This window comes from Mycobacterium sp., assembly GCF_965277065.1.
Lineage (GTDB): Bacteria > Actinomycetota > Actinomycetes > Mycobacteriales > Mycobacteriaceae > Mycobacterium.
Map to the genome: position 1 here is coordinate 241,037 of NZ_CBDIBT010000015.1, position 20,381 is coordinate 261,417.

Sequence of the window (20,381 nt, forward strand, 5' to 3'; positions counted from 1 at the left end):
GTCAGACGGACACCACGATCAGTTCGTGCGGACGGTGATTCACCGACTGGGCACCGTGTTCGGCCACCACCACGATGTCTTCGATGCGGGCTCCCCACTGGCCCGGGAAGTAGATCCCCGGTTCGACGGAAAACGCCATACCCGCCTGCAGCGGCAGATCGTTGCCCGCGACGATGTAGGGCTCCTCGTGCACCGAGAGTCCGATGCCGTGGCCGGTGCGGTGCACGAAGTATTCGGCGAGCCCCGCTTCGGCCAGCACATTGCGGGCCGCGGCGTCGACCTGCTCGGCGGTCACCCCGGGACGCACCGCCTCTACGGCCGCCCGCTGCGCCCGCTGCAGAACTGAATACTGTTGCGCTACTTCGGGACTCGGCTCGCCGATGCTGTAGGTACGCGTCGAGTCGGAGTTGTATCCCGGCGCATAGGGGCCGCCGATGTCCACGACCACGAGGTCGCCCACCTGGATCTCGCGATCGGAGTACTCGTGATGCGGGTCGGCGCTGTGCGGGCCGGAGCCGACGATGACGAATGCCACCTCCGTATGTCCTTCGGCGACAATGGCTTCGGCGATGTCAGCGGCGACGGCGGCCTCGGTCCGGCCGGGCAGCAAGAAGTCCGGCACCCTGGCGTGCACCCGGTCGATGGCCGCGCCCGCCTTGCGCAGCGCGTCGATCTCGGCGGCGTCCTTGACCATCCGCAGCTCGCGCAGCACGTCGGTGGCCAGCACCGGCAGCGTGCCAAGCACATCGGCCAGCGGCAACAGGTGCAACGCGGGCATCGAGTCTGTCACCGCCGTCGCTGCCGGCGCGCCACCCACGGCCGCGGCGACCAGCCGGTACGGGTCGTCGCCGTCGACCCAATCCCGCACCGTCACGCCAAGATCGGCGACCGCGGACTGTTTCAGCGACGCCAGTTCCAGTCGCGGTATGACAATCGTGGGGTCCCCGGAGACCGGCAGCACCAGCGCAGTGAGGCGTTCGAAGGTCTGCGCGCGCGAGCCGATCAGATAGCGCAGGTCATAGCCAGGGGTAATCACCAGCCCGGCCAGGCCGGCCTTCGTGGTGGCGGCGGTCGCCGCCGCCAACCGGCGGCGGTAGACCTCGGCGTCGAAGCGGTCAGAACCCATGAGCTTCAGGCTAGCCGTGCGACGATGCAGTGGGGGCACCGCGCGATGAGGAGGAGCGCGGCAACCGAACCTGGCCGCATGCGTTGAGTCTGCACTCCGGGCGAAGACATAGGAGTAGTAGGCGCCGTCAGCGCAGAATCAACGACGAATAGGCTCACGGACATGCCCGCGCCGCTGCTGCTCCTCGACGGCGCCAGCATGTGGTTTCGCTCGTTCTTCGGCGTCCCGTCCTCGATCACCTCCCCCGACGGCCGACCGGTCAACGCGGTCCGCGGCTTCCTGGACTCGATGGCCACCGTGATCACCCGGCACGAACCGGGCCGGCTGGTGGTCTGCCTGGATCTGGACTGGCGTCCGCAGTTCCGGGTCGATCGCATCCCGTCGTACAAAGCGCACCGTGTCGAAGACGAAAAGCCAGGCGGGCAAACCGATGTCGAGGAAGTGCCGGACGACCTGTCGCCGCAGGTCGAGATGATCGGCGAGATTCTCGATGCGTTCGGCATCTGCACCGGCGGTGCCGAGGGCTACGAAGCCGACGACGTGATCGGCACGCTGGCCGCCCAAGAGCGCCACGACCCGGTGATCGTGGTGAGCGGCGACCGCGACCTGCTGCAGGTGGTTCGCGACGAGCCGGTCGCGATTCGGGTGCTCTACCTCGGCCGTGGCCTGAGCAACGCCAGCCTGCTGGGTCCCGCCGAGGTCGCCGAACGCTACGGCGTTCCCGCCGATCGGGCCGGCGAGGGCTACGCCGAGTTGGCCTTACTGCGCGGCGACCCGTCCGACGGGCTGCCCGGTGTGCCGGGCGTCGGCGAGAAGACCGCCGCGACGCTGCTGACGCAACACGGCTCGCTGGAGGCCATCCTGGCGGCGGTCGACGACCCGAAATCCTCACTGGCCAAAGGCGTTCGGGCCAAGTTGCGAGCGGCTGCCGACTACATCGAGGTGGCCGGACCGGTGGTGGCTGTGGCCACCGACGCGCCGGTCACCTTCTCCACCGCCTCCGACGCGCTGCCGCTGGTCGCGGTCGACCCGCCACGGGTGGCCGAACTCGCGACCCGACTCGCGGTCGGGTCATCGGTCGCTCGGCTGCAGAAGGCGCTCGACGCGTTGCCCGCGTCCTGAACCGGCGCTATTTGGGCCGGCCCACCTCGTAGGTGCCCTTGTTGTCCTGGAACGTCACGGTCAGCGTCCGCTTGGTGCCGTCGATGCTGACGTCGCAATCGAAGGTGGCACCCTTCTTCACGGTCGGGTTCTGACCGTTGTTGCACTTGACGTCCTTGACGTTCTTCGCGCCGTAGCCGTTGGTGTTGTCGGTGAGGATCTGCTGCACGCCGGCCTCGGCCTTGCCGACGTCCAGCTTGGTGGTCACGAAGAATCCCGGCGCCCAGAAACCCAGCACCAGGATCACCGCGACGACGGCGGCGGCCAACAGACCGAGGACGATGCCGATCGTCTTCCTGGGACGCTTCGGACCGGCCGGCGGCTGTCCGTAGGGCCCGGCGTACTGACCGGGCTGTGGGTACTGGCCCGGCTGACCGTACTGGCCCGGCTGACCGTATTGCCCTTGCTGGCCTGGCTGACCGTACTGGGCCGGCTGGCCGTACTGGCCCGGCTGCTGGCCGTAGGCAGCGGTCGGATCGGGGTACTGGCCCTGCTGCGGGTAACCCTGCGGGTACGTCTGCGACGGCGGGTAGTACTGGGTGGCGGGCTGCTGGTACTGCCCGTACTCGGTGGGCGTGTACGCGGGGGCCTGCCAGGTCTGGTGCTCGCCGCCCGAGGCCTGCCAGCCCTGGTCACCGCCGGGCTGGTGCTGCCAGGGTGACGCCTGCTGGGTCTGGTCCCCGCCGGAGGTCTGACCTTCACCCTGAGGCGGCTGCCACGGCTGCGTCGGGTCGGTTCCCTGCGGTCCGCTCATCGTGTCTCGGTCCTCTCGGTGCTGAATGCAGTCTCGCGTCGGTCGCCGTAGGCAACCGTAACCTCGGCTCAGCCTACCCGGCGTCAACTGCCACGACGCCGCGCCGGATCGCGTCGATCGCGCGTTTGGCGGTCGCCCGCAGCTCTGGTCGGGGGGCGGCATTGCGGACCTGGTCCAGCAGGTCGAGCACCTGCCGGCACCACCGCACGAAATCCCCGGGCGACAGCGCGGATCCGGTTCCCTCGGCGTCGGCGGCGGCCAGGGCGGTGACCAGGTCGCCGTTGCTGGCCCAACTGTGGATGGCCGCCACGAATCCGTCATCGGGCTCGCGGCTCAGCGCGATGCGATGACGGTGCTCATCGGCGCGCAGCTGGGCCGAGAGACGCCGCGTCTGGGCCAGCGCCTGCCGCAGCCGCGGCGTCGGGATCTGCTCGTGGCGCGGCGCCCCGGGTCCGTCGCCGCCGCGCGTCTCGTACAGGACCGACGAGAGCACACCGGCCAACTCGGCGTCTTTGAGCCCGGCCCAGGCATCGGTGCGCAGACATTCGGCGACCAGCAGGTCGCTCTCGCTGTAGATCCGGGCCAGGAGCCGGCCGTCGTCGGTCACCGTGGGACTGCCGTCGGCGACTGCGATGAAGCCGCGCTCGGTGAGCAGTCCCACGATCCGGTCGAAGGTGCGGGCCAGCGAGTTGGTGGCGGCGGCGACCTTCTGCTGCAGGGCGGTGTTGTCGCGTTCGATCCGCAGGTAGCGCTCCGCCACCCGCATCCGGGCCTCGAGGTCGGCTTCACGGTGGGCCGGGTGACGACGCATCTTCTCCCGCAGCTTGGCGAGTTCTGGATCGGCGTCGCGGCTTTCGGTGCGCTTACCGCGACGGCCACCGGGCGCGGACAGGTCGGCCGCGGCCGAACGCAGCGCCGATGCCAGGTCGCGACGAACCCGGGGTTGCCGATGTTCGACGCGCTTGGGCAACGTCATCGACCCGACCGGCGCCGACTCACCGGAATAGTCCGCCGATGAAATCCTTCCCGCCCAACGGTTTTCGGTTAGCACCAACGGCCGCGGATCGGTGCTGTCGCGAGCCGCCGGCTCCAGCACCACGGCCCACCCGCCTCGTCGACCGTGGGTGATCGTGATGATGTCGCCACGACGCAGGGCCGACAGCGCATCGTTGACGGCTTGCCGGCGCTGCAGCCGCGATGCCCGCGCCTGCGCACGCTCCTGCTGGCTGATCTGCTCGCGCAGCCGGGCGTATTCGAGGATCGGCGCGTCGTTGCCACCGAGCTCGGCCGCGACTTCGTCGAGCAGCTGTTGTCCGCGCTCGACGCCGCGGACCAGGCTCACCACCGACCGGTCCGCCTGGAACTGCGCGAACGACTGCTCCAACAGCCGATGCGCCTGCTCGGTGCCCACCCGGTTCACCAGGTTGATCGTCATGTTGTACGACGGCGCGAATGAGCTGCGCAGCGGGAAGGTTCGGGTCGACGCCAGGCCCGCGACCTCGGCCGGTTCGGTGGTCTCCTCGCCCGGGTGCCAGAGCACCACGGCGTGACCCTCGACGTCGATGCCGCGCCGGCCGGCCCGGCCGGTGAGCTGGGTGTACTCGCCGGGCGTCAGCGGGAGATGCTGTTCGCCGTTGTACTTCACCAGCCGCTCCAACACCACGGTGCGGGCCGGCATGTTGATGCCCAATGCCAGTGTCTCGGTGGCGAAGACGGCCCGGATCAGCCCGGCGGTGAACAACTCCTCGACGGTGTGCCGGAATACCGGCAACAAGCCGGCATGATGCGAGGCGATGCCGCGCAGCAGCGCCTCGCGCCATTCGTAGTAACCAAGCACGGCCAGGTCGGAATCCTCCAGATCGCCGCAGCGGTGGTCGATCACCTCGGCGATCTGCGCCCGCTCCTCTTCGGTGGTCAGCCGCAGCGACGAGCGCAGACACTGCGACACCGCGGCGTCGCAGCCGACCCGGGAGAACACGAAGGTGATCGCCGGCAGCAGACCGTCCGCGTCGAGCATGCTGATCACGTCCGGCCGTGACGGCGGGCGGTAGAAACCCGAGCGTCCCGATCCTCCTCGGCCACCTCCGCGGCGCGGACCCCGCCAGTCGGACAACCGATCGGCCTCACGGCGATTGGCGATGTGGCGCAACAGGTTTGGGTCGACGACCGCGTACCGCCGATCCCCTGGCTCATGAGCCTCATAGTCGAACAGGTCGAAGAGTCGTTTGCCGACCAGCATGTGCTGCCACAGCGGGACCGGTCGGTGGTCGTCGACCACCACGGAGGTGTCACCGCGCACGGTCTGAATCCAGCCGCCGAATTCTTCGGCGTTGCTCACCGTCGCCGACAGGCTGACCAGTCGCACCTCGTCGGGCAGGTGCAGGATCACCTCCTCCCACACCGCCCCACGCATCCGGTCGGCAAGGAAGTGCACCTCGTCCATCACCACATACGAAAGTCCGCGCAGCGCAGGCGAATCCGCGTACAGCATGTTCCGCAGCACTTCGGTGGTCATCACCACCACCGGGGCGTCGGCATTCACCGACATGTCGCCGGTCAGCAGCCCGATCTGCTCCTTGCCGTAGCGCGCGACGAAGTCGTTGTGCTTCTGGTTGCTCAGCGCCTTGATCGGTGTGGTGTAGAAACACTTGCCCCCGGACGCCAACGCCAGGTGCACCGCGAATTCGCCGACGATGGTCTTGCCGGCTCCGGTCGGCGCGCACACCAACACGCCGTGGCCGCTTTCCAACGCCGCGCAGGCCCGTCGCTGGAAGGGGTCGAGCTCGAATTCCAATTCCGCAGCGAACCGGGCCAATTCACCCGGTTCGTCAGGTGATGTCGTCATGAGGTCCGGCGATGCTCGACGGCGCCCCGACTGCAGATGGCGTTTCGACCGCGGATGGCGGGTCGAGGACCGAAGCTTCATCGTCGTCGAGGGTGGTCAGCGCTTCGCGTTTGGCTTTGCGTTTGTCGTGCACGCGGGCGATCTGGATAGCGAGTTCGAGCAGCAATGTCAGCGTCAGCCCCAGCGCCGTCATGGAGAAGGGGTCGGAGCCCGGCGTGAAAACCGCTGCGAAGACGAACATCCCGAAGATCAGGCCACGCCGCCACGACTTCAGGCGCTTGTAGGGCAAGATGCCGACGAAGTTGAGCATGACCACCAGCAGCGGGAATTCGAAGCTGACCCCGAACACCAGCAGCAGGTTGATCAGGAAACCGAAATAGCGGTCGCCGGACAGCGCCGTCACCTGGACGTCGCTGCCCACGGTCAACAGGAATTGCAGAGCTTTGGAGACCACCACATACGCCAGCACCGCGCCGGCGATGAAGAGCAACGCCGCCGGAACCACGAACGCGACCGCGAAACGCTTTTCCTTCTTGTACAGACCCGGGGTGATGAACGCCCAGAGTTGGTACAGCCACATCGGGCAGGCCAGCACCATGCCCGCCGTCAGCGCGACTTTCAGCCGCAGCATGAACTGGTCGAAGGGCGCGGTGGCCAGCAACCTGCACTGGCCGTTGGCGATGTCCGCCCGTGCGGACGCCGGCAGCGCGCAATACGGGTGGCGCAGCCATTCCCCGAGGCTTTCCAGCCCAAACACCGAGCGCGAGTACCAGACGAAGCCGAACGCAGTGGTCAGCAGGATCACCGCCAGCGAGACGAGCAGCCGAGACCGCAGCTCGGTGAGATGTGCGACGAGCGACATCGTCGCGTCAGGATTGGTACGGCTGCGACGGGCTCGCGGATCGAGCCGTCTGAATAAACCGGTGGTGCGCACGGTGATAGGCGCTCGGGCGCCGTAGCGGCGGTGCCGGGCTAGGCCGAGCGACCGTCAGCCGCCGGCGGCTCTACCCGCTCGGAATGCACCGGCTGAGCCGGCGCGGCTTGGGGGGCGGACGTTTCGGGCTTGGAATCGCTTTGCAGTTCACGGACCTCGGACTTGAAGATCCGCAGCGATTTGCCCAATGAACGTGCCGCGTCGGGAAGTCGTTTGGCGCCGAACAGAACAATCACCAGGACCGCGATGATAGCCAGGTGCCACGGGCCGAGAGCGTTCACTTGTATTTACCTCCACACGTCTCCACGATGCTACCGCAGCCGCGGTTCGATCAGCCGGAGCGCGCCACGGCCTGGTAGGCCTCCAGCGCGGCCGCGGCGTCATGGGCCACCCGCGCGACCAGTGCGTCCGGACCGAGCACGCGCACTGCCGACCCCAGCCCCAGCACCTGGCGGGCCATCCAGTCCTCGGAGGCGTAGGTCATGGCCGCCTCGCAGTAGCCGTCGGGCAGTTCCTGCAGCAGACGCATCGGGTAGTACTCGAACATCCACGAGGCCGCGGGTGAGAGACGCAGGGTCGCCGACGGCAGCGCCGGATCGGCGTCGAACAGCGACGTGTCCGGCGGCGCCTGGATCGCGGGTTCCGGTGGCGCAGAGGGCTCGTCGAGCACCGACGCGTCGACGATGCGGTCGAACCGGAACAGCCGCACACCTTCGGCTTCCCGCGACCACGCCTCCACGTAGCTCTGGCCGCCGACGAGCACGATCCGGATGGGGTCGACGATCCGGGTGGACAGCGTGTCGTGCGAGGCGGCGTAGTAGTCGATGCTCAGCGCCCGGTTGTCGCGGACCGCGGCCCGCACCGCGGCGGAGGCCTGGCTCTCGGCCGACGCCGGCTCCTCGACTGCCGAGACGTCGTTGCCGTGCCCGGCTGCTCCCGCGGCCGTCTCGATCTTGGCGATGGCACTGCGCGCCGCCTCGGGGTCGACCACGCCGGGGATGTCGGCGAGCGCGCGCAGGGCCACCAGCAGCCCGGTGGCTTCCGGCGAAGTGAGCTGCAGCGGGGTGTCGATTCCCGCGGAGAACGTCACCTCGATGGTGTCGCCGGTGAATTCGAAGTCGATCAGGTCGCCCGGGCCGTATCCAGGCAGCCCGCACAGCCACAGCTGGTCGAGGTCCTCACCCAGCTGCTTGAGCGAAACACCGAGGTCAGAGGCGGCTTGAGCGCGGGTAACCCGCGGGTTGGCCTGAAAATACGGCACCATGTTCAGCAGGCGCACCAGCCGCGTCGACACGGGTGTCACGGGCGCTCCCCCCCTGCGTGAGCGCGCAGCAGGCCCAGCACCTCGTCACGCAGCGTTGCCGGCTCCAGGACGATGGCATCGGCGGCGTAACCGGCGATGTCGCGCGCCAGTTGGCCCGTGGTTCCGATGTCCACCGCGATGGTGTCGCCGTCGCGGCCGTTGACCGACCGCGCGCCCACCGGCGTTCCGGCACGCCGCAGTGCGGTGGCCCGCCCTTCGGCGACCCAGACCTGCGCCTGCACACCCGTCGGTGCGTCGCCTACAGCTTTGGCAACGATCTCGCGCAGATCGGCGTCCTTGGGACTGGTGACGGCCCCGGCGGAGCCGATCGGGGTAACCCCGGGGCCGATCCGGGACAGCCGGAACGTGCGGGTGGCGTCGCGGTCGCGGTCGTGCCCGACCAGGTACCAGCGGCCTTTTTCGGTGATCACGCCCCACGGCTCGACGGTGCGCACGGTGTACGGCTCGACGCGGGACGGGCGGTGCGGAAACTGCACGGCCTGCCCTGCGGTGATCGCCGCGAGCAGCGCGTTCAGCACGTCTTCCGATCCGCGCAGTCCGACGCTTCCGGCCGGCGACGCGATGGCGACCGGCGCGTCGGGGTCGACGTCGACACCGGCGGCGCGCAGCTTCAGCAATGCCCCCTGGGTGGCGGTGATCAGCTCAGGCGACTCCCACAGCTGGGTGGCCACCGCGACCGCGGCGGCCTCGTCGCCGGTCAGCTCGACAGCCGGCAGCGCATAGGCGTCGCGGTTGATCCGGTAGCCCTCGACCGGGTCGTAGGACGACACCCGGCCGGTTTCCAGCGGGATGCCCAGATCGCGCAACTCGTTCTTGTCGCGCTCGAACATTCGCGAAAATGCTTCATCGCTGACGCTGTCCGCGTACCCGGCCACGCTGGACCGGATCTTCTCCGCGGTGATGTAGGTGCGGGTGGACAGCAATGCGATGACGAGGTTCATCAAGCGTTCGACTTTGGATACCGCCACTGTTGCAGCTTAGGGGTGCGTGAAGTCCGGAGTGCGCAGCCATCGGCCGCTCGCCATACCGCTCTCCGGCGAGTAGCGTTGCCTGAGTTGTCAGTCAATGAGTCCGCCGGGGTTCAGCTGCGAGCCTCGGGCATGCGCCCGCCGCTAGACATACTTTCCGACGTCATCAAAACCCTTGGTTGCCAAGCGGTTTGACGGGCGGGCCGATCGGCAGGGCCGACGGATTTAGCTCAGCACGAGCAAAGCACGAGCTCCCACACCCGGGCTTGACCGGGCGTGGGTCAGCTAGGAGCCCAACCTGGGTTCCTGGCAGGCCATCCGCAATCTGCGGTTGGCCATGGAAGGGACACCCTCATGGGACTCACGGATAAAGCAAAGAACGCCGCTGAAGATGTTGCCGGCAAGGCGAAAGAAACGGTCGGTAAGGCTACCGGCGACAAGGACACCGAGGGCGAAGGCAAGAAGGACCAAGCCAAGTCCAGCGTGAAAAAGGCGGGCGAGAACGTCAAGGATATTTTCAAGTAACGGTTCTGCCGCGGGCCTGCCGCCACCACGGCGGCAGGCCGCACCACCCGACATGGCTTTTACCCCAACGCGATTCGAAACGATCGCGTTGGGCTACATGCTGGCGATCAGCCTTTTGACCCGCTCGTCGACCGACCGGAACGGATCCTTGCACAGCACCGTGCGCTGCGCCTGGTCGTTCAGCTTGAGGTGCACCCAGTCGACGGTGAAGTCGCGTCCAGCCGCTTGGGCGGCGCTGATGAACTCACCCCGCAGTCGGGCCCGGGTGGTCTGAGGCGGCTGGTCGACGGCCGCGTCGATCTCCTCGTCCGTGGTGATCCGCGCCGCCAGCCCCTTGCGCTGCAGCAGATCGAAGACACCTCGGCCACGTTTGATGTCGTGATAGGCCAGGTCGAGCTGGGCGATCTTCGCGTCGGACAGCTCCATGTCGTAGCGGTCCTGGTAGCGCTGGAACAACTTCCGCTTGATCACCCAGTCGATTTCGGTGTCGACCTTCGCGAAGTCCTGGCTCTCCACCGCGTCGAGCTGGCGACCCCATAGGTCGACGACCTGCTCGATCTGGGCGTTGGGCTCGCGCGTCTGCAGGTGCTCGACCGCGCGGGCGTAGTACTCCCGCTGGATATCCAGCGCGCTGGCCTGACGCCCACCGGCCAAGCGCACCGGCCGCCGGCCGCTGGTGTCGTGGCTGACCTCGCGGATGGCGCGGATCGGGTTGTCCAGCGAGAAGTCCCGGAACGCCACGCCGGCCTCGATCATCTCCAGCACCAGGGACGCGGTGCCCACTTTGAGCATGGTGGTGGATTCGCACATGTTGGAGTCGCCGACGATGACGTGCAGGCGCCGGTACTTCTCGGCGTCGGCGTGCGGCTCGTCGCGGGTGTTGATGATCGGGCGGCTGCGGGTCGTCGCCGAGGAGACACCCTCCCAGATGTGCTCGGCGCGCTGCGACAGGCAGAACGTGGCGGCCTTCGGGGTTTGCAGTACCTTGCCGGCGCCGCAGATGAGCTGGCGGGTGACCAGGAACGGCAGCAGCACGTCGGAGATCCTGGAGAACTCACCGGCCCGAACGATCAGATAGTTCTCGTGGCAGCCGTAGGAGTTGCCCGCCGAATCGGTGTTGTTCTTGAACAGGTAGATGTCGCCGCCGATGCCCTCATCAGCCAGCCGCTGCTCGGCGTCGATCAACAGGTCTTCGAGCACGCGTTCGCCCGCGCGGTCATGGGTGACCAGCTGGACCAGGCTGTCGCACTCGGCGGTCGCGTATTCAGGGTGGCTACCGACGTCGAGGTACAGCCGGGCTCCGTTGCGCAGGAAAACATTGGAACTCCGGCCCCAGGAAACCACTCGTCGAAACAGGTAGCGGGCCACTTCGTCGGGCGACAGGCGCCGGTGTCCGTGAAAAGTGCAGGTGACACCGAATTCGGTCTCGATGCCCATGATTCGCCGCTGCACAATTCGAGCGTACTGGTTGAACGGGCGACGGGTGCGCAAGCCCCCGCCGACGTGGCGTGGCTCGCTGATACCGCGAGTCTCCCAGACGATGGTGCCGTCGGGCCGTTGCTGATCAGACCAGCCTGTCCAGAAAGTTTTGAGCAGATGGTGGCACCGACTTTGTGAAAAAGACTTCACTGAGCAGCAGTTTGTCCCGGCGGATAGTCAGTGAATCTCACGAGTCGATCGTTGGATTCGAGAACCAGCGGCCATGTTCAAGCTTGTGGCCTGCGTGGGTCAGCACGAGAGCCAAGGCGCGGGGCAGTACAGGTGTGGCTAGTTTGAAGGCGAGTCGCGGCTTGCTGCCAATGTCAACACGCAACTGAGTGCCATCGGGACCGTCAGGCTCGAAGTGGTAGTCCTCAACCCAGGCGTGAAACGCCGGAGCGGTTGCGCCGTCAACCCGGAATGCAAACCGCGCGCCTTCATCCCAGGCGAGAACCGTCTCGTCCACTTTGATGCCGGTGACCCGCTTTGTGCAGCGAGAGCCAACGCCGTGTGGCCCCGAACCGTGATAACTGCCGGTTGTGTCGAAGCCAGGGAAGAACTCGCCCCAGTTGGCCGGGTCATGCGCAAACGCGGCAAAGACCTCGCTAGGCGGTCGGGCCACTTTGACGGAAGCGCTAAGCCTGTTGGGAGCCGTTTGGAGAAAGTCTAAATCGACGGCTTCGCAGGCGAACATGCGCGTCTCCCTACTTGTGTGACGTGAGGGGAATATACGGCGCTAGGCCATGGCCCGGGAGGTACTCACGCGATCATGGGTGCGGAGAAGCACTTGAGGATTTCTTACAAGTCGAACAGATCGGGCGGTGCGAGGCATCATGGACCTCAACATCCTCATCTACGCGATGGACGAATCCTCGCCGCGGCACCAGTCGGCCCCGGGGCTGGCTGGATGAGACGCTCTCGGGGTCGCGCACCGTCGCGTTCGCGTGGCACGTGCTTATCGGGTTCGTCCGCCTATCGACGCGCGCAGCGGTGTTCGAGCGCGCGTCAACCGTCGACGGCGCCTTCGACGTGGTCGACGGATGGCTGGCACAGCCATGCGTCACGGTCGTGCATCCCACTGACGACACGCCCACGTCCTGCGCGGACTCCTGACCCCGGTCGGCGCCGCAGGCAACCTGACTCGTGACGCTCACCTCGCCGCGCTGGCCGTCGAGCACGGTGCCGAACTGTGTTCCACCGACGCGGACTTCGGCCGGTTCTCGGGCGTGCGGTGGGTCGACCCGCTACGCGCGTCGTAGACCGCTACCGCTCGGTCGACCACTAGCGACGAACCCCCCGATCCTCGACTCCTATCTTGTATCTTGACGCAAGCGTCGCAGGCATTTCAGGTTCGAGCGATGGGTCAGCCGAGCGGGTAGGACACTGTCGATATCGCAGAATTCCGCGGGTCGAGCCGCCGTCCACCAACAACGCGCCGAAAGGCATCGGTTCGGTGTTCGCCGCAACGCGAAACTGGTTGACATCGGTCAGGACTCGGCAGGCTCGGGGGCCTCGCCGAATCGGCTGAGCGCGAGCGCCGCGACGACGGCGATCGCGAACCCGGCCTCCACCATCCAACCCAGGCCCGGTCGCGTGCGGTCACCCAGCCAGGCCACTCCGACCAGGGCTGGGCCGACCGTTTCGCCGACCACCATCCCGGCGACGGCCGTGGTCACCGAACCGCGGCTCAAGGCGGAGGTGAGCAGCAAAAAGCCCGCGGCCCCGCCGGCTATCAGGGCATAGATGGCCGGATTGGTGTAGAACGACGCCTGGGTCAGGTCGATCGAATCAATCAGCCGAACGGCGATTTCGACGACACCGAAGCCCGCACCGGCCCCGAACCCCAGCACGAGCGCACGAGTCCGGTCACTCAACCGACCCGCGACCGCGCCGGCGGCGAACACGATTGCGGTGATCACCAGCAGCGCCCAGCCCAACCCCGACGGACCGTGTCCAGTGCCCTCGGGTCCGGCAGCGACGCCGAGCATCGCCAGGCTCGCGCACACTACCGCCACGGCGGCCCACTCCATCGCCGACAGCCGCGTGGACAGCACCCAGGCGGCCACGATCGCGGTGACGGCGAGTGACGCGGCGATCGCCGCGGCGACCACGTAAATCGGGACCAGCCGGAGCGCGGCGACCTGCAACAGGAAGCCCAGGCCGTCCAGCCCGATACCCACCAGGTAGCGCCATTGCCGTAGCGCCCGAAGCAACAGAGCGGGGTCGACTCCGGAATCACTGTCCCCGGAGTTCACCGACCGGGTCGCCGCGGCTTGCAGCACCGTGGCGGTGCCGTAGCACACCGAACATCCCAGCGCGAACAGCAAGCCGATCAGCATGGCACAGAGCCTATTTCGATGATTCCTCCGCCGAGTCGTCCGACGACTCGGAAGCATCGCGTTCGGGCAGCAGCCGTTCCAGCGCGGCACCGGTGATCCGCCGGAACGCTCGCCGGGGCCGACTGGCGTCGAGGATGGCTACCTCCAGCGTCGAGACGCTCAACGTGTCCTCGTCGCCGCCGTTGCCGGCGCCCGCCTTCAATGCGTTGACGGCGATGTGCACCGCGTCGGCAAGATCGGCGTTCTCGGCGTAAGACTCCTTGAGCGCGGTGGCGATCGGCTCGGTGGTCCCGCCCATCACCACGAAGTGCGGCTCATCGTTGATCGACCCGTCGTAAGTGATCCGGTACAGCTCAGGCGCTTTGGTCTCGCCATAGTGCGCAACTTCGGCCACGCACAGCTCGACCTCGTACGGCTTGGCCTGCTCGGTGAAGATGGTGCCCAGTGTCTGCGCGTACACGTTGGCCAGTTGCCGGCCGGTGACGTCCCGGCGGTCGTAGGCATAGCCGCGGGTGTCGGCGAACTGGATCCCGCCGCGGCGCAGGTTGTCGAACTCGTTGAACTTCCCGGCCGCGGCGAAGCCGACGCGGTCATAGAGCTCGCTGATCTTCTGCAAAGTACGCGAAGGGTTTTCGGCGACGAACAACACACCGCCGGAGTAGACCAGTGCCACCACGCTGCGGCCGCGTCCGATGCCCTTGCGCGCGAGCTCGCTGCGCTCGCGCATCGCCTGCTCTGGCGAGATGAAGTACGGAAAACTCATGAATCACTTCCCGCGCGATCGGCATCGGGTCCGAAAGTATCAGTGCGCGAACGCGTTTGGATGACCTCGCGGGCCAGCTCAGCGATGCGCCGCTCGCCTACGTTGATGGCGCCGTCGACGCCGATGGTGACGGCGGTCGGAAAGATCCCGCGAACCAGGTCCGGGCCGCCGGTCGCGGAATCGTCATCGGCGGCGTCGTAAAGGGCCTCGACAGCGACTCGTAGCGCCGAATCCGCGTCCGTCACTTGCGAATACAGCTTCTTGATCGATGACTTGGCGAAGATCGAGCCCGACCCGACCGACTGGTAGCCCTCTTCCTCGAGATTCCAGCCCCCGGCAGCGTCGAACGAGACGATGCGGCCCGCCTTCTCCGAATCCGGGTCGTCGATGTCGAATCCGGCGAGCAACGGTAGCGCCACAAGACCCTGCATCGCGGCGGCGAGGTTGCCGCGAACCATGATCGCCAGCCGGTTCACCTTGCCTGCGAAGGTGAGTGGCACGCCTTCCAGCTTCTCGTAGTGTTCGAGTTCGACGGCGTAGAGACGGGCGAATTCGACCGCGATGGCCGCGGTGCCGGCGATCCCGGTCGCGGTGTAATCGTCAGTGATGTAGACCTTCTGCACGTCTCGCCCGGCGATCATGTTGCCCTGTGTCGAGCGCCGGTCGCCGGCGAGCAAGACTCCGCCCGGGTACTTCAGCGCGACGATCGTGGTGCCGTGCGGCAGCGCCGAGGTGGGCGTGACGGCGTCACCGCCAGCCATGTGCCCAGGCAGCAGCTCCGGCGCCGTGTGGCGCAAATGATCAGTGAATGAGGAAAGGCCGCCGGTGGCGATTCCGGGAAGTGCAGAGTTGCTGGCCGGGCGAGTGTGGAAGGGCCAGGTCACTGGCCGCCCTTTTGGACGTATGCACGGACGAAGTCTTCAGCGTTCTCTTCCAGAACATCGTCGATCTCATCGAGCAGGTCGTCGGTTTCCTCGGTCAGCTTTTCGCGACGCTCCTGGCCCGCGGCCGTGCTGGTTGTGGGGTCGTCATCATCGCCGCCGCCACCACCGCGCTTGGTCTGCTCCTGGGCCATGCTGCCTCCTGCGTCATCATCGGCCGTGAGACACGTCCGTCTGTTTCTCCACACTACCGGTGAATGGCGGCAATGCCCTGGCTTAAACCGTCATGTCCGGCTCCGGCCGGACGGTCAGGTGGTCAGCTGCTCGACCAGCTCGACCGCGCTGTTTACCGAGTCCAGCAGGGCTCCGACGTGCGCTTTGCTGCCGCGCAGCGGCTCGAGCGTCGGAATGCGGACCAGGGAATCACCACCGAGATCGAAAATCACCGAGTCCCAGCTTGCCGCGGCGATGTCCGCACCGAAGCGGCGCAGACACTCCCCACGGAAGTAGGCGCGGGTGTCAGTCGGCGGGTTGTCGACGGCGTCGATCACCTGCTGCTCGGTGACCAGCCGCTTCATCGAACCGCGGGCTACCAGCCGGTTGTACAACCCCTTGTCCAGCCGGACGTCGGAGTACTGCAGATCGACCAGGTGCAGTCGTGGTGCCGACCAGGCCAGGTTCTCGCGCTGCCGGAAGCCTTCCAGCAGACGCAGCTTGGCGGGCCAGTCCAGCAGCTCAGCGCACTCCATCGGATCGCGCTCCAGCAAATCGAGAACATGGGCCCAGGTCTCCACCACCCTCGACGCGCCCGGGTCGGGGTCGCGACTGTCGACCAGCTTTGCCACTCGGTCCAGGTAAATCCGTTGCAGCGCAAGGGCAGTCAGTTCACGCCCGTCGGCCAGCGCGACGGTGGCACGCAGCGAGGGGTCGCGGCTGACCGCGTGCACGGCGTGTACCGGCCGGGCCAGTGCGAGATCGCTGAGATCGATGCCGTGCGCTGGGCCGTCCTCGATCAGGTCGAGCGCCAACGCCGTGGTGCCGAGCTTGAGATAGGTCGACGTCTCAGAGAGATTGGCGTCGCCGATGATGACGTGAAGCCGCCGGTAACGGTCGGCGTCGGCGTGCGGCTCGTCGCGGGTATTGATGATGCCGCGCTTCAGCGTGGTCTCCAGGCCAACCTCGACCTCGATGTAGTCCGAGCGCTGTGAGAGCTGGAAACCGGGCTCGTCGCCGGACGGCCCGATTCCGACTCGGCCGGAGCCGGTGACGACCTGGCGGGACACCAAGAACGGGGTCAGCCCCGCGATGACGGCGGAGAACGGAGTTTGGCGGCTCATCAGGTAGTTCTCGTGCGACCCGTAGGACGCGCCCTTGCCGTCGACGTTGTTCTTGTACAGCTGTAGCTTGGCCGCGCCGGGAACGCTCGCGACGTGACGGGCAGCGGCCTCCATCACCCGCTCACCAGCCTTGTCCCAAATCACCGCATCCAACGGGTCGGTGCACTCCGGCGCGGAATACTCCGGGTGGGCATGGTCGACGTAGAGCCGCGCACCATTGGTCAGAATCATGTTGGCGGCACCGACCTCGTCGGCGTCGACCACGGGCGGCGGCCCGGCCGAGCGGCTCAGGTCGAAACCGCGGGCATCCCGCAGCGGCGATTCCACCTCGTAATCCCACCGGGTGCGCTTGGCGCGCTGGATCCCGGCGGCTGCCGCATAAGCCAGCACCGCCTGCGTGGACGTCAGGATCGGGTTTGCGGTCGGGTCTGATGGCGACGAAATGCCGTATTCGACCTCCGTGCCGATGATCCGTTGCATCCCGCGAGCTTAGGCGCGGTGACTGGGGACTCCGCGGCGCGGGGCGCGGCTGGGGCGAGAAGGAGCCGCGCAATCAGACCCAGCGTGCTCCGGTACCGGCGTTTCGCGACCCAACCGCCACCTCGTCACTCAGTCATCGCCGTCAGCTGTCCAGGTAAGTTATCGTCGGCGCGGCGGGGCAGGGTGGAGGACGAATTGATCAAGCCTGCAGGGCATGGGCCGGACTCCCTTTCGGCGCGCGCCGGCGACGTTCCTCCCGCGACGCACCGGCGGTGGTTGTCGCTGCTGCTGATCGAGGACGATCGCGCCGATGCGCTACTGGTGGAAGAACTGATTGCCGAGTCGGACACCGATATTCGGGTGGTGTGGGCGCCTTCGATGGCGCGCGCTGAGGAATTCCTCGCCGACGAGCGCCCGGATTGCGTGCTGCTGGACCTGCATCTGCCGGACGCAGTCGAGTTCGCTGCCATCAGCCGCATCGCCGATTGGGACCAGACCCTTCCGGTCGTCGTGCTGACCGGATTGAACGACGAAGCATTCGGCGTGTCAGCGGTCGCCAGCGGCGCGCAGGACTACTTGATCAAGGGGCGGGTAGAACCCGACATGCTGCGGCGAAGCCTGCTTTATGCGATCGAACGCAAACGCGCCGAGCTGATTGCGGTGGATCTGCACGCGAGTGATCTGCGCGCCCAGGAGAATTCGCGGCTGGAACGTGGCCTGCTGCCTTCCCCGCTGCTGCTCGACAGTGCTGGAGTCGACGTGGTGACGCGATACCGCCCCAGCCGTGCGCGGGCGTTACTCGGCGGAGATTTTTACGATGTCGTGCAGACGCCGGACCGGACAGTCCACATCGTCATCGGCGACGTGGCCGGGCACGGCCCCGATGAGGCGGCGCTCGGGGTGGCCCTGCGGATCGCGTGGCGCACGCTGACGCTCGGCGGCGTTCACGGTGTAGCGGCGATGCGGCAACTGGAGCGACTCCTGCACGCCGAGAGCGGCGGCAGCGGAATATTCGCGACGATGCTGAGCCTGGCGGTCGCTCCCGACAGTCCGCGGGTTACCTCGGTCCGCGCCGGACACCCCGGGATGCTGGCCCACGGCCTCGGGACCGTGGATTGGGTGGACACGCCCGGCGGACCCGCTCTGGGCTTCGGCGGTGACAGCTGGCCACAATCCGTGACTCAACTCCCGGAGAGCGGTGGTTTGGTGCTGTTGACCGACGGTCTGTTCGAGGGTCATTCCGGGCGTGGGCCGGAACGCCTCGGTGAGGACGGTTTGCTCGAACTGGCCCGACCGCTGGCCGCGCTGCCGGGTCCCGCGTTCGTCGACGCGCTCATCGACCAGGCCGAGGCGCGGGCCCAGCTTCATGGTGGTTTCAGCGACGACGTTGCGGTGGTGCGAGTAGAGCGCAGCAGCGCGTGAAGATCGGATCACGATTGACGGTGGCGGGGTGGCAGACCTCGGTGTTGTCCGTCGTCGGACTGACGGCGCTGGCCGGCGCGGCAAGCGTCGCCGTTTTGTTGCATCGCACGGATACGGTGACCCGCGAGTTGACCGATCAAATCCAGCCCGCGCGCGTTTCGGCCTATCAATTGCAGGGTGCGTTGATTGACCAAGAGACGTCTGTTCGCGGCTACGTGATTGCCGCCGATCGACGGTTTCTCGCCCCCTACGTCGACGGCCAACGCGCCGAAAAGCAGGCGGCTGCAGACATTACCGCTCGGATCGGTGACCGCTCCCAGCTGCACGCCGACTTGACTGCCATCGAGCTCTCCGGCGCGATGTGGCGTAGCTCCTATGCGCAGCCGCTGATAGACAGCGTGGTCCCAGGTGCGCCGGGGGTGGTGAAGGGCGAGACCGCCGACCGCGGAAAGGCCGAGTTCGATCAGCTCCGGGCGCGGTTCGATACCCAGAACGCCCACCTGGCGGCGGCAAAGACCGCGGCGGTGAACGAGCTGGACGCGATGCGCAGCTGGCGTGACCGGCTGCTGCTCGCGATGGTGGCAGTCTTCGTGGCCGGGGCGTTCCTGCTCGCGTTGTTGATGAGGCGCACGGTGACCCGGCCATTGCAGGCGCTGGCCGCGGCGTGTCGGCGGATCGTGGGCGGCAATTTTGCGGACAGCATCGCCGTGCACGGACCCAGAGACATCCGCGCGATCGGGGAAGACGTGGACAACATGCGGCGGCACATCGTCGCTGAACTCGACATCTCCGTGTCGGACCGGGCTCGTCTGGAGACGCAAACGGAGGAACTCGACGCGCAAGCGATCGAGCTGCGGCGATCCAACGCCGAACTCGAGCAGTTCGCCTACGTCGCCTCCCATGACCTCCAAGAACCGCTGCGCAAAGTGGCCTCGTTTTGCCAATTACTCGAGAAACGCTACGGTCACGCGCTCGATGAGCGGGGCATCGAATACCTCGGATTCGCCGTTGACGGCGCTAAACGCATGCAAGTGCTCATCAACGATCTGCTCACTTTTTCCCGAGTCGGTCGCGTCAGGGGTGCCGACGAGATCGTCGACCTCGACACCGCGCTGGACGCCGCGCTCGGCAATCTGGTCATCGCGATAGAGGAATCCGGAGCACAGCTCGTTCGCGGAGACCTTCCGCTGCCGCGCGTCGTAGGTGACGCGACGCTCTACACGATGTTGTGGCAGAACCTGATCGGGAACGCCGTGAAGTTCCGGAGCGCGGACCGCGCGCCAAAAGTTGAAATCGATTGCGAACGAGGCACCGGTGATCACGACGGCCAGTGGGTGTTCAGCGTGACGGACAACGGCATTGGCATTGCGCCCGAATTTGCCGAAAAAGTGTTCGTCATCTTTCAGCGTCTGCATGGCCGCGACGAATACACCGGAACAGGCATCGGGCTGGCCGTGTGCAAGAAAATCGTTGAGCTGCACGGCGGTACGATCGGTATCGAATCCAATAGAAGCATCGGAACCCGCCTGTGGTTCACTTTGCCTATCAGCGCCGCCACTGACAAGAGCCCCGCAAACTCAGCTCAAGGAGCTCAGCGATGACATCGGAGGGCAGCCTCATCGACGTCCTACTGATCGAAGACGACCCCGGCGATATTCTCATCACCCGCGAAGCGTTCGAGCACCATAAGATTCACAACACGTTGCATGTTGCGCGCGACGGACAGGAAGGCCTTGACTATCTCTACCAACGCGGGCCACACGCGGGCGCGCCTAGGCCGGACCTGATCCTGCTGGACTTGAATCTGCCCAAGTACGACGGTCGCCAACTGCTCGAACAAATCAAGTCCGATTCGGACCTGTGTCATATCCCGATCGTCGTGCTCACCACCTCGGCCGCTGAGGAAGACATCCTGCGCAGCTATCGACTGCACGCCAACGCCTACGTGACCAAGCCCGTCGGCTTCGACGAATTCATGAATGTCATCCGCCAGATCGACGATTTCTTTGTCCAAGTCGTGCGACTTCCAGGCCGTTAATCTTT

At 66.7% G+C, this 20,381-nt stretch carries 19 protein-coding genes and 1 pseudogene; 5 read left to right on the plus strand and 15 right to left on the minus strand.

Translation table 11 applies throughout. The features are described 5' to 3' along the window. Nucleotide 1: 1 nt before the first annotated feature. Nucleotides 2-1,126, minus strand: coding sequence for a M24 family metallopeptidase (locus ACQY5A_RS05335; protein ID WP_428339339.1), 1,125 nt, complete (start codon nucleotides 1,124-1,126; stop codon nucleotides 2-4). 162 nt (nucleotides 1,127-1,288) lie between these two features. On the opposite strand from ACQY5A_RS05335, the gene ACQY5A_RS05340 reads away from it, so the two are divergent. Beyond that, nucleotides 1,289-2,248: a 5'-3' exonuclease gene (locus ACQY5A_RS05340; RefSeq protein WP_428339340.1), complete on the plus strand. Its 960-nt coding sequence runs from the start codon at nucleotides 1,289-1,291 to the stop codon at nucleotides 2,246-2,248. A 7-nt stretch (nucleotides 2,249-2,255) separates the two neighbouring features. On the opposite strand, the gene ACQY5A_RS05345 is transcribed toward ACQY5A_RS05340, so the two are convergent. The 6 genes from ACQY5A_RS05345 to ACQY5A_RS05370 form a co-directional block, all read right to left on the minus strand. Beyond that, the gene (locus ACQY5A_RS05345; protein ID WP_428339341.1) at nucleotides 2,256-3,041 is read right to left on the minus strand and encodes a DUF4333 domain-containing protein; all 786 of its coding nucleotides are present in this window, start codon (nucleotides 3,039-3,041) and stop codon (nucleotides 2,256-2,258) included. Between the two features lie 73 nt (nucleotides 3,042-3,114). Further along, nucleotides 3,115-5,886 (minus strand): DEAD/DEAH box helicase, encoded by a 2,772-nt coding sequence (locus ACQY5A_RS05350; RefSeq protein WP_428339342.1) that lies wholly within the window; start codon nucleotides 5,884-5,886, stop codon nucleotides 3,115-3,117. Next, nucleotides 5,870-6,820 carry a twin-arginine translocase subunit TatC gene (gene tatC / locus ACQY5A_RS05355; protein WP_428339343.1) on the minus strand — a complete coding sequence of 317 codons (951 nt, stop codon included), beginning with the start codon at nucleotides 6,818-6,820 and terminating at the stop codon, nucleotides 5,870-5,872. The genes ACQY5A_RS05350 and tatC overlap by 17 nt, the downstream gene beginning before the upstream one ends. A gap of 38 nt (nucleotides 6,821-6,858) precedes the next feature. Next, nucleotides 6,859-7,101, minus strand: a complete 243-nt coding sequence (gene tatA / locus ACQY5A_RS05360) for a Sec-independent protein translocase subunit TatA (RefSeq protein WP_428339344.1) — start codon at nucleotides 7,099-7,101, stop codon at nucleotides 6,859-6,861. 50 nt (nucleotides 7,102-7,151) lie between these two features. After that, nucleotides 7,152-8,123 (minus strand): helix-turn-helix transcriptional regulator, encoded by a 972-nt coding sequence (locus ACQY5A_RS05365; protein ID WP_428339345.1) that lies wholly within the window; start codon nucleotides 8,121-8,123, stop codon nucleotides 7,152-7,154. Next, nucleotides 8,120-9,112: a helix-turn-helix transcriptional regulator gene (locus ACQY5A_RS05370; RefSeq protein WP_428339346.1), complete on the minus strand. Its 993-nt coding sequence runs from the start codon at nucleotides 9,110-9,112 to the stop codon at nucleotides 8,120-8,122. Before ACQY5A_RS05370 ends, ACQY5A_RS05365 begins: the two co-directional genes overlap by 4 nt. A 354-nt stretch (nucleotides 9,113-9,466) precedes the next feature. Between ACQY5A_RS05370 and ACQY5A_RS05375 the strand changes: the two genes are divergently transcribed. Continuing rightward, complete coding sequence (locus ACQY5A_RS05375; RefSeq protein ID WP_428339347.1) at nucleotides 9,467-9,637, plus strand: CsbD family protein; 171 nt, start codon at nucleotides 9,467-9,469, stop codon at nucleotides 9,635-9,637. A gap of 93 nt (nucleotides 9,638-9,730) precedes the next feature. On the opposite strand, the gene pafA is transcribed toward ACQY5A_RS05375, so the two are convergent. From pafA to dop, 8 genes and pseudogenes are all read right to left on the minus strand, one after another. Further along, nucleotides 9,731-11,089, minus strand: a complete 1,359-nt coding sequence (pafA, locus tag ACQY5A_RS05380) for a Pup--protein ligase (RefSeq protein WP_428339414.1) — start codon at nucleotides 11,087-11,089, stop codon at nucleotides 9,731-9,733. An 81-nt stretch (nucleotides 11,090-11,170) separates the two neighbouring features. Next, nucleotides 11,171-11,245 (minus strand): annotated as a pseudogene (locus ACQY5A_RS05385) (hypothetical protein); the annotation flags it as partial. A gap of 58 nt (nucleotides 11,246-11,303) precedes the next feature. After that, the gene (locus ACQY5A_RS05390; protein ID WP_428339348.1) at nucleotides 11,304-11,810 is read right to left on the minus strand and encodes an SRPBCC family protein; all 507 of its coding nucleotides are present in this window, start codon (nucleotides 11,808-11,810) and stop codon (nucleotides 11,304-11,306) included. Nucleotides 11,811-12,603: 793 nt separating this feature from the next. Next, a complete protein-coding gene (locus ACQY5A_RS05395) occupies nucleotides 12,604-13,455 on the minus strand; it encodes a DMT family transporter (protein ID WP_428339349.1) in 852 nt (283 codons plus the stop codon). Between the two features lie 10 nt (nucleotides 13,456-13,465). Further along, nucleotides 13,466-14,218 carry a proteasome subunit alpha gene (gene prcA, locus ACQY5A_RS05400; protein ID WP_428339350.1) on the minus strand — a complete coding sequence of 251 codons (753 nt, stop codon included), beginning with the start codon at nucleotides 14,216-14,218 and terminating at the stop codon, nucleotides 13,466-13,468. Further along, nucleotides 14,215-15,102: a proteasome subunit beta gene (gene prcB / locus ACQY5A_RS05405; RefSeq protein WP_428339351.1), complete on the minus strand. Its 888-nt coding sequence runs from the start codon at nucleotides 15,100-15,102 to the stop codon at nucleotides 14,215-14,217. The genes prcA and prcB overlap by 4 nt, the downstream gene beginning before the upstream one ends. After that, nucleotides 15,099-15,293 (minus strand): ubiquitin-like protein Pup, encoded by a 195-nt coding sequence (locus tag ACQY5A_RS05410; RefSeq protein ID WP_428339352.1) that lies wholly within the window; start codon nucleotides 15,291-15,293, stop codon nucleotides 15,099-15,101. The genes prcB and ACQY5A_RS05410 overlap by 4 nt, the downstream gene beginning before the upstream one ends. A gap of 114 nt (nucleotides 15,294-15,407) precedes the next feature. Next, entirely contained in the window at nucleotides 15,408-16,916 is a 1,509-nt protein-coding gene (gene dop / locus ACQY5A_RS05415; RefSeq protein WP_428339353.1) for a pup deamidase/depupylase, read from the minus strand. A gap of 276 nt (nucleotides 16,917-17,192) precedes the next feature. On the opposite strand from dop, the gene ACQY5A_RS05420 reads away from it, so the two are divergent. The 3 genes from ACQY5A_RS05420 to ACQY5A_RS05430 are packed head-to-tail and all read left to right on the plus strand — an operon-like array spanning nucleotide 17,193 to nucleotide 20,376. Then, nucleotides 17,193-18,338 (plus strand): PP2C family protein-serine/threonine phosphatase, encoded by a 1,146-nt coding sequence (locus ACQY5A_RS05420; RefSeq protein ID WP_428339415.1) that lies wholly within the window; start codon nucleotides 17,193-17,195, stop codon nucleotides 18,336-18,338. Continuing rightward, the gene (locus tag ACQY5A_RS05425; RefSeq protein WP_428339354.1) at nucleotides 18,335-19,939 is read left to right on the plus strand and encodes a sensor histidine kinase; all 1,605 of its coding nucleotides are present in this window, start codon (nucleotides 18,335-18,337) and stop codon (nucleotides 19,937-19,939) included. The genes ACQY5A_RS05420 and ACQY5A_RS05425 overlap by 4 nt, the downstream gene beginning before the upstream one ends. After that, nucleotides 19,936-20,376, plus strand: a complete 441-nt coding sequence (locus ACQY5A_RS05430) for a response regulator (protein WP_428339355.1) — start codon at nucleotides 19,936-19,938, stop codon at nucleotides 20,374-20,376. The genes ACQY5A_RS05425 and ACQY5A_RS05430 overlap by 4 nt, the downstream gene beginning before the upstream one ends. Nucleotides 20,377-20,381: the final 5 nt, after the last annotated feature.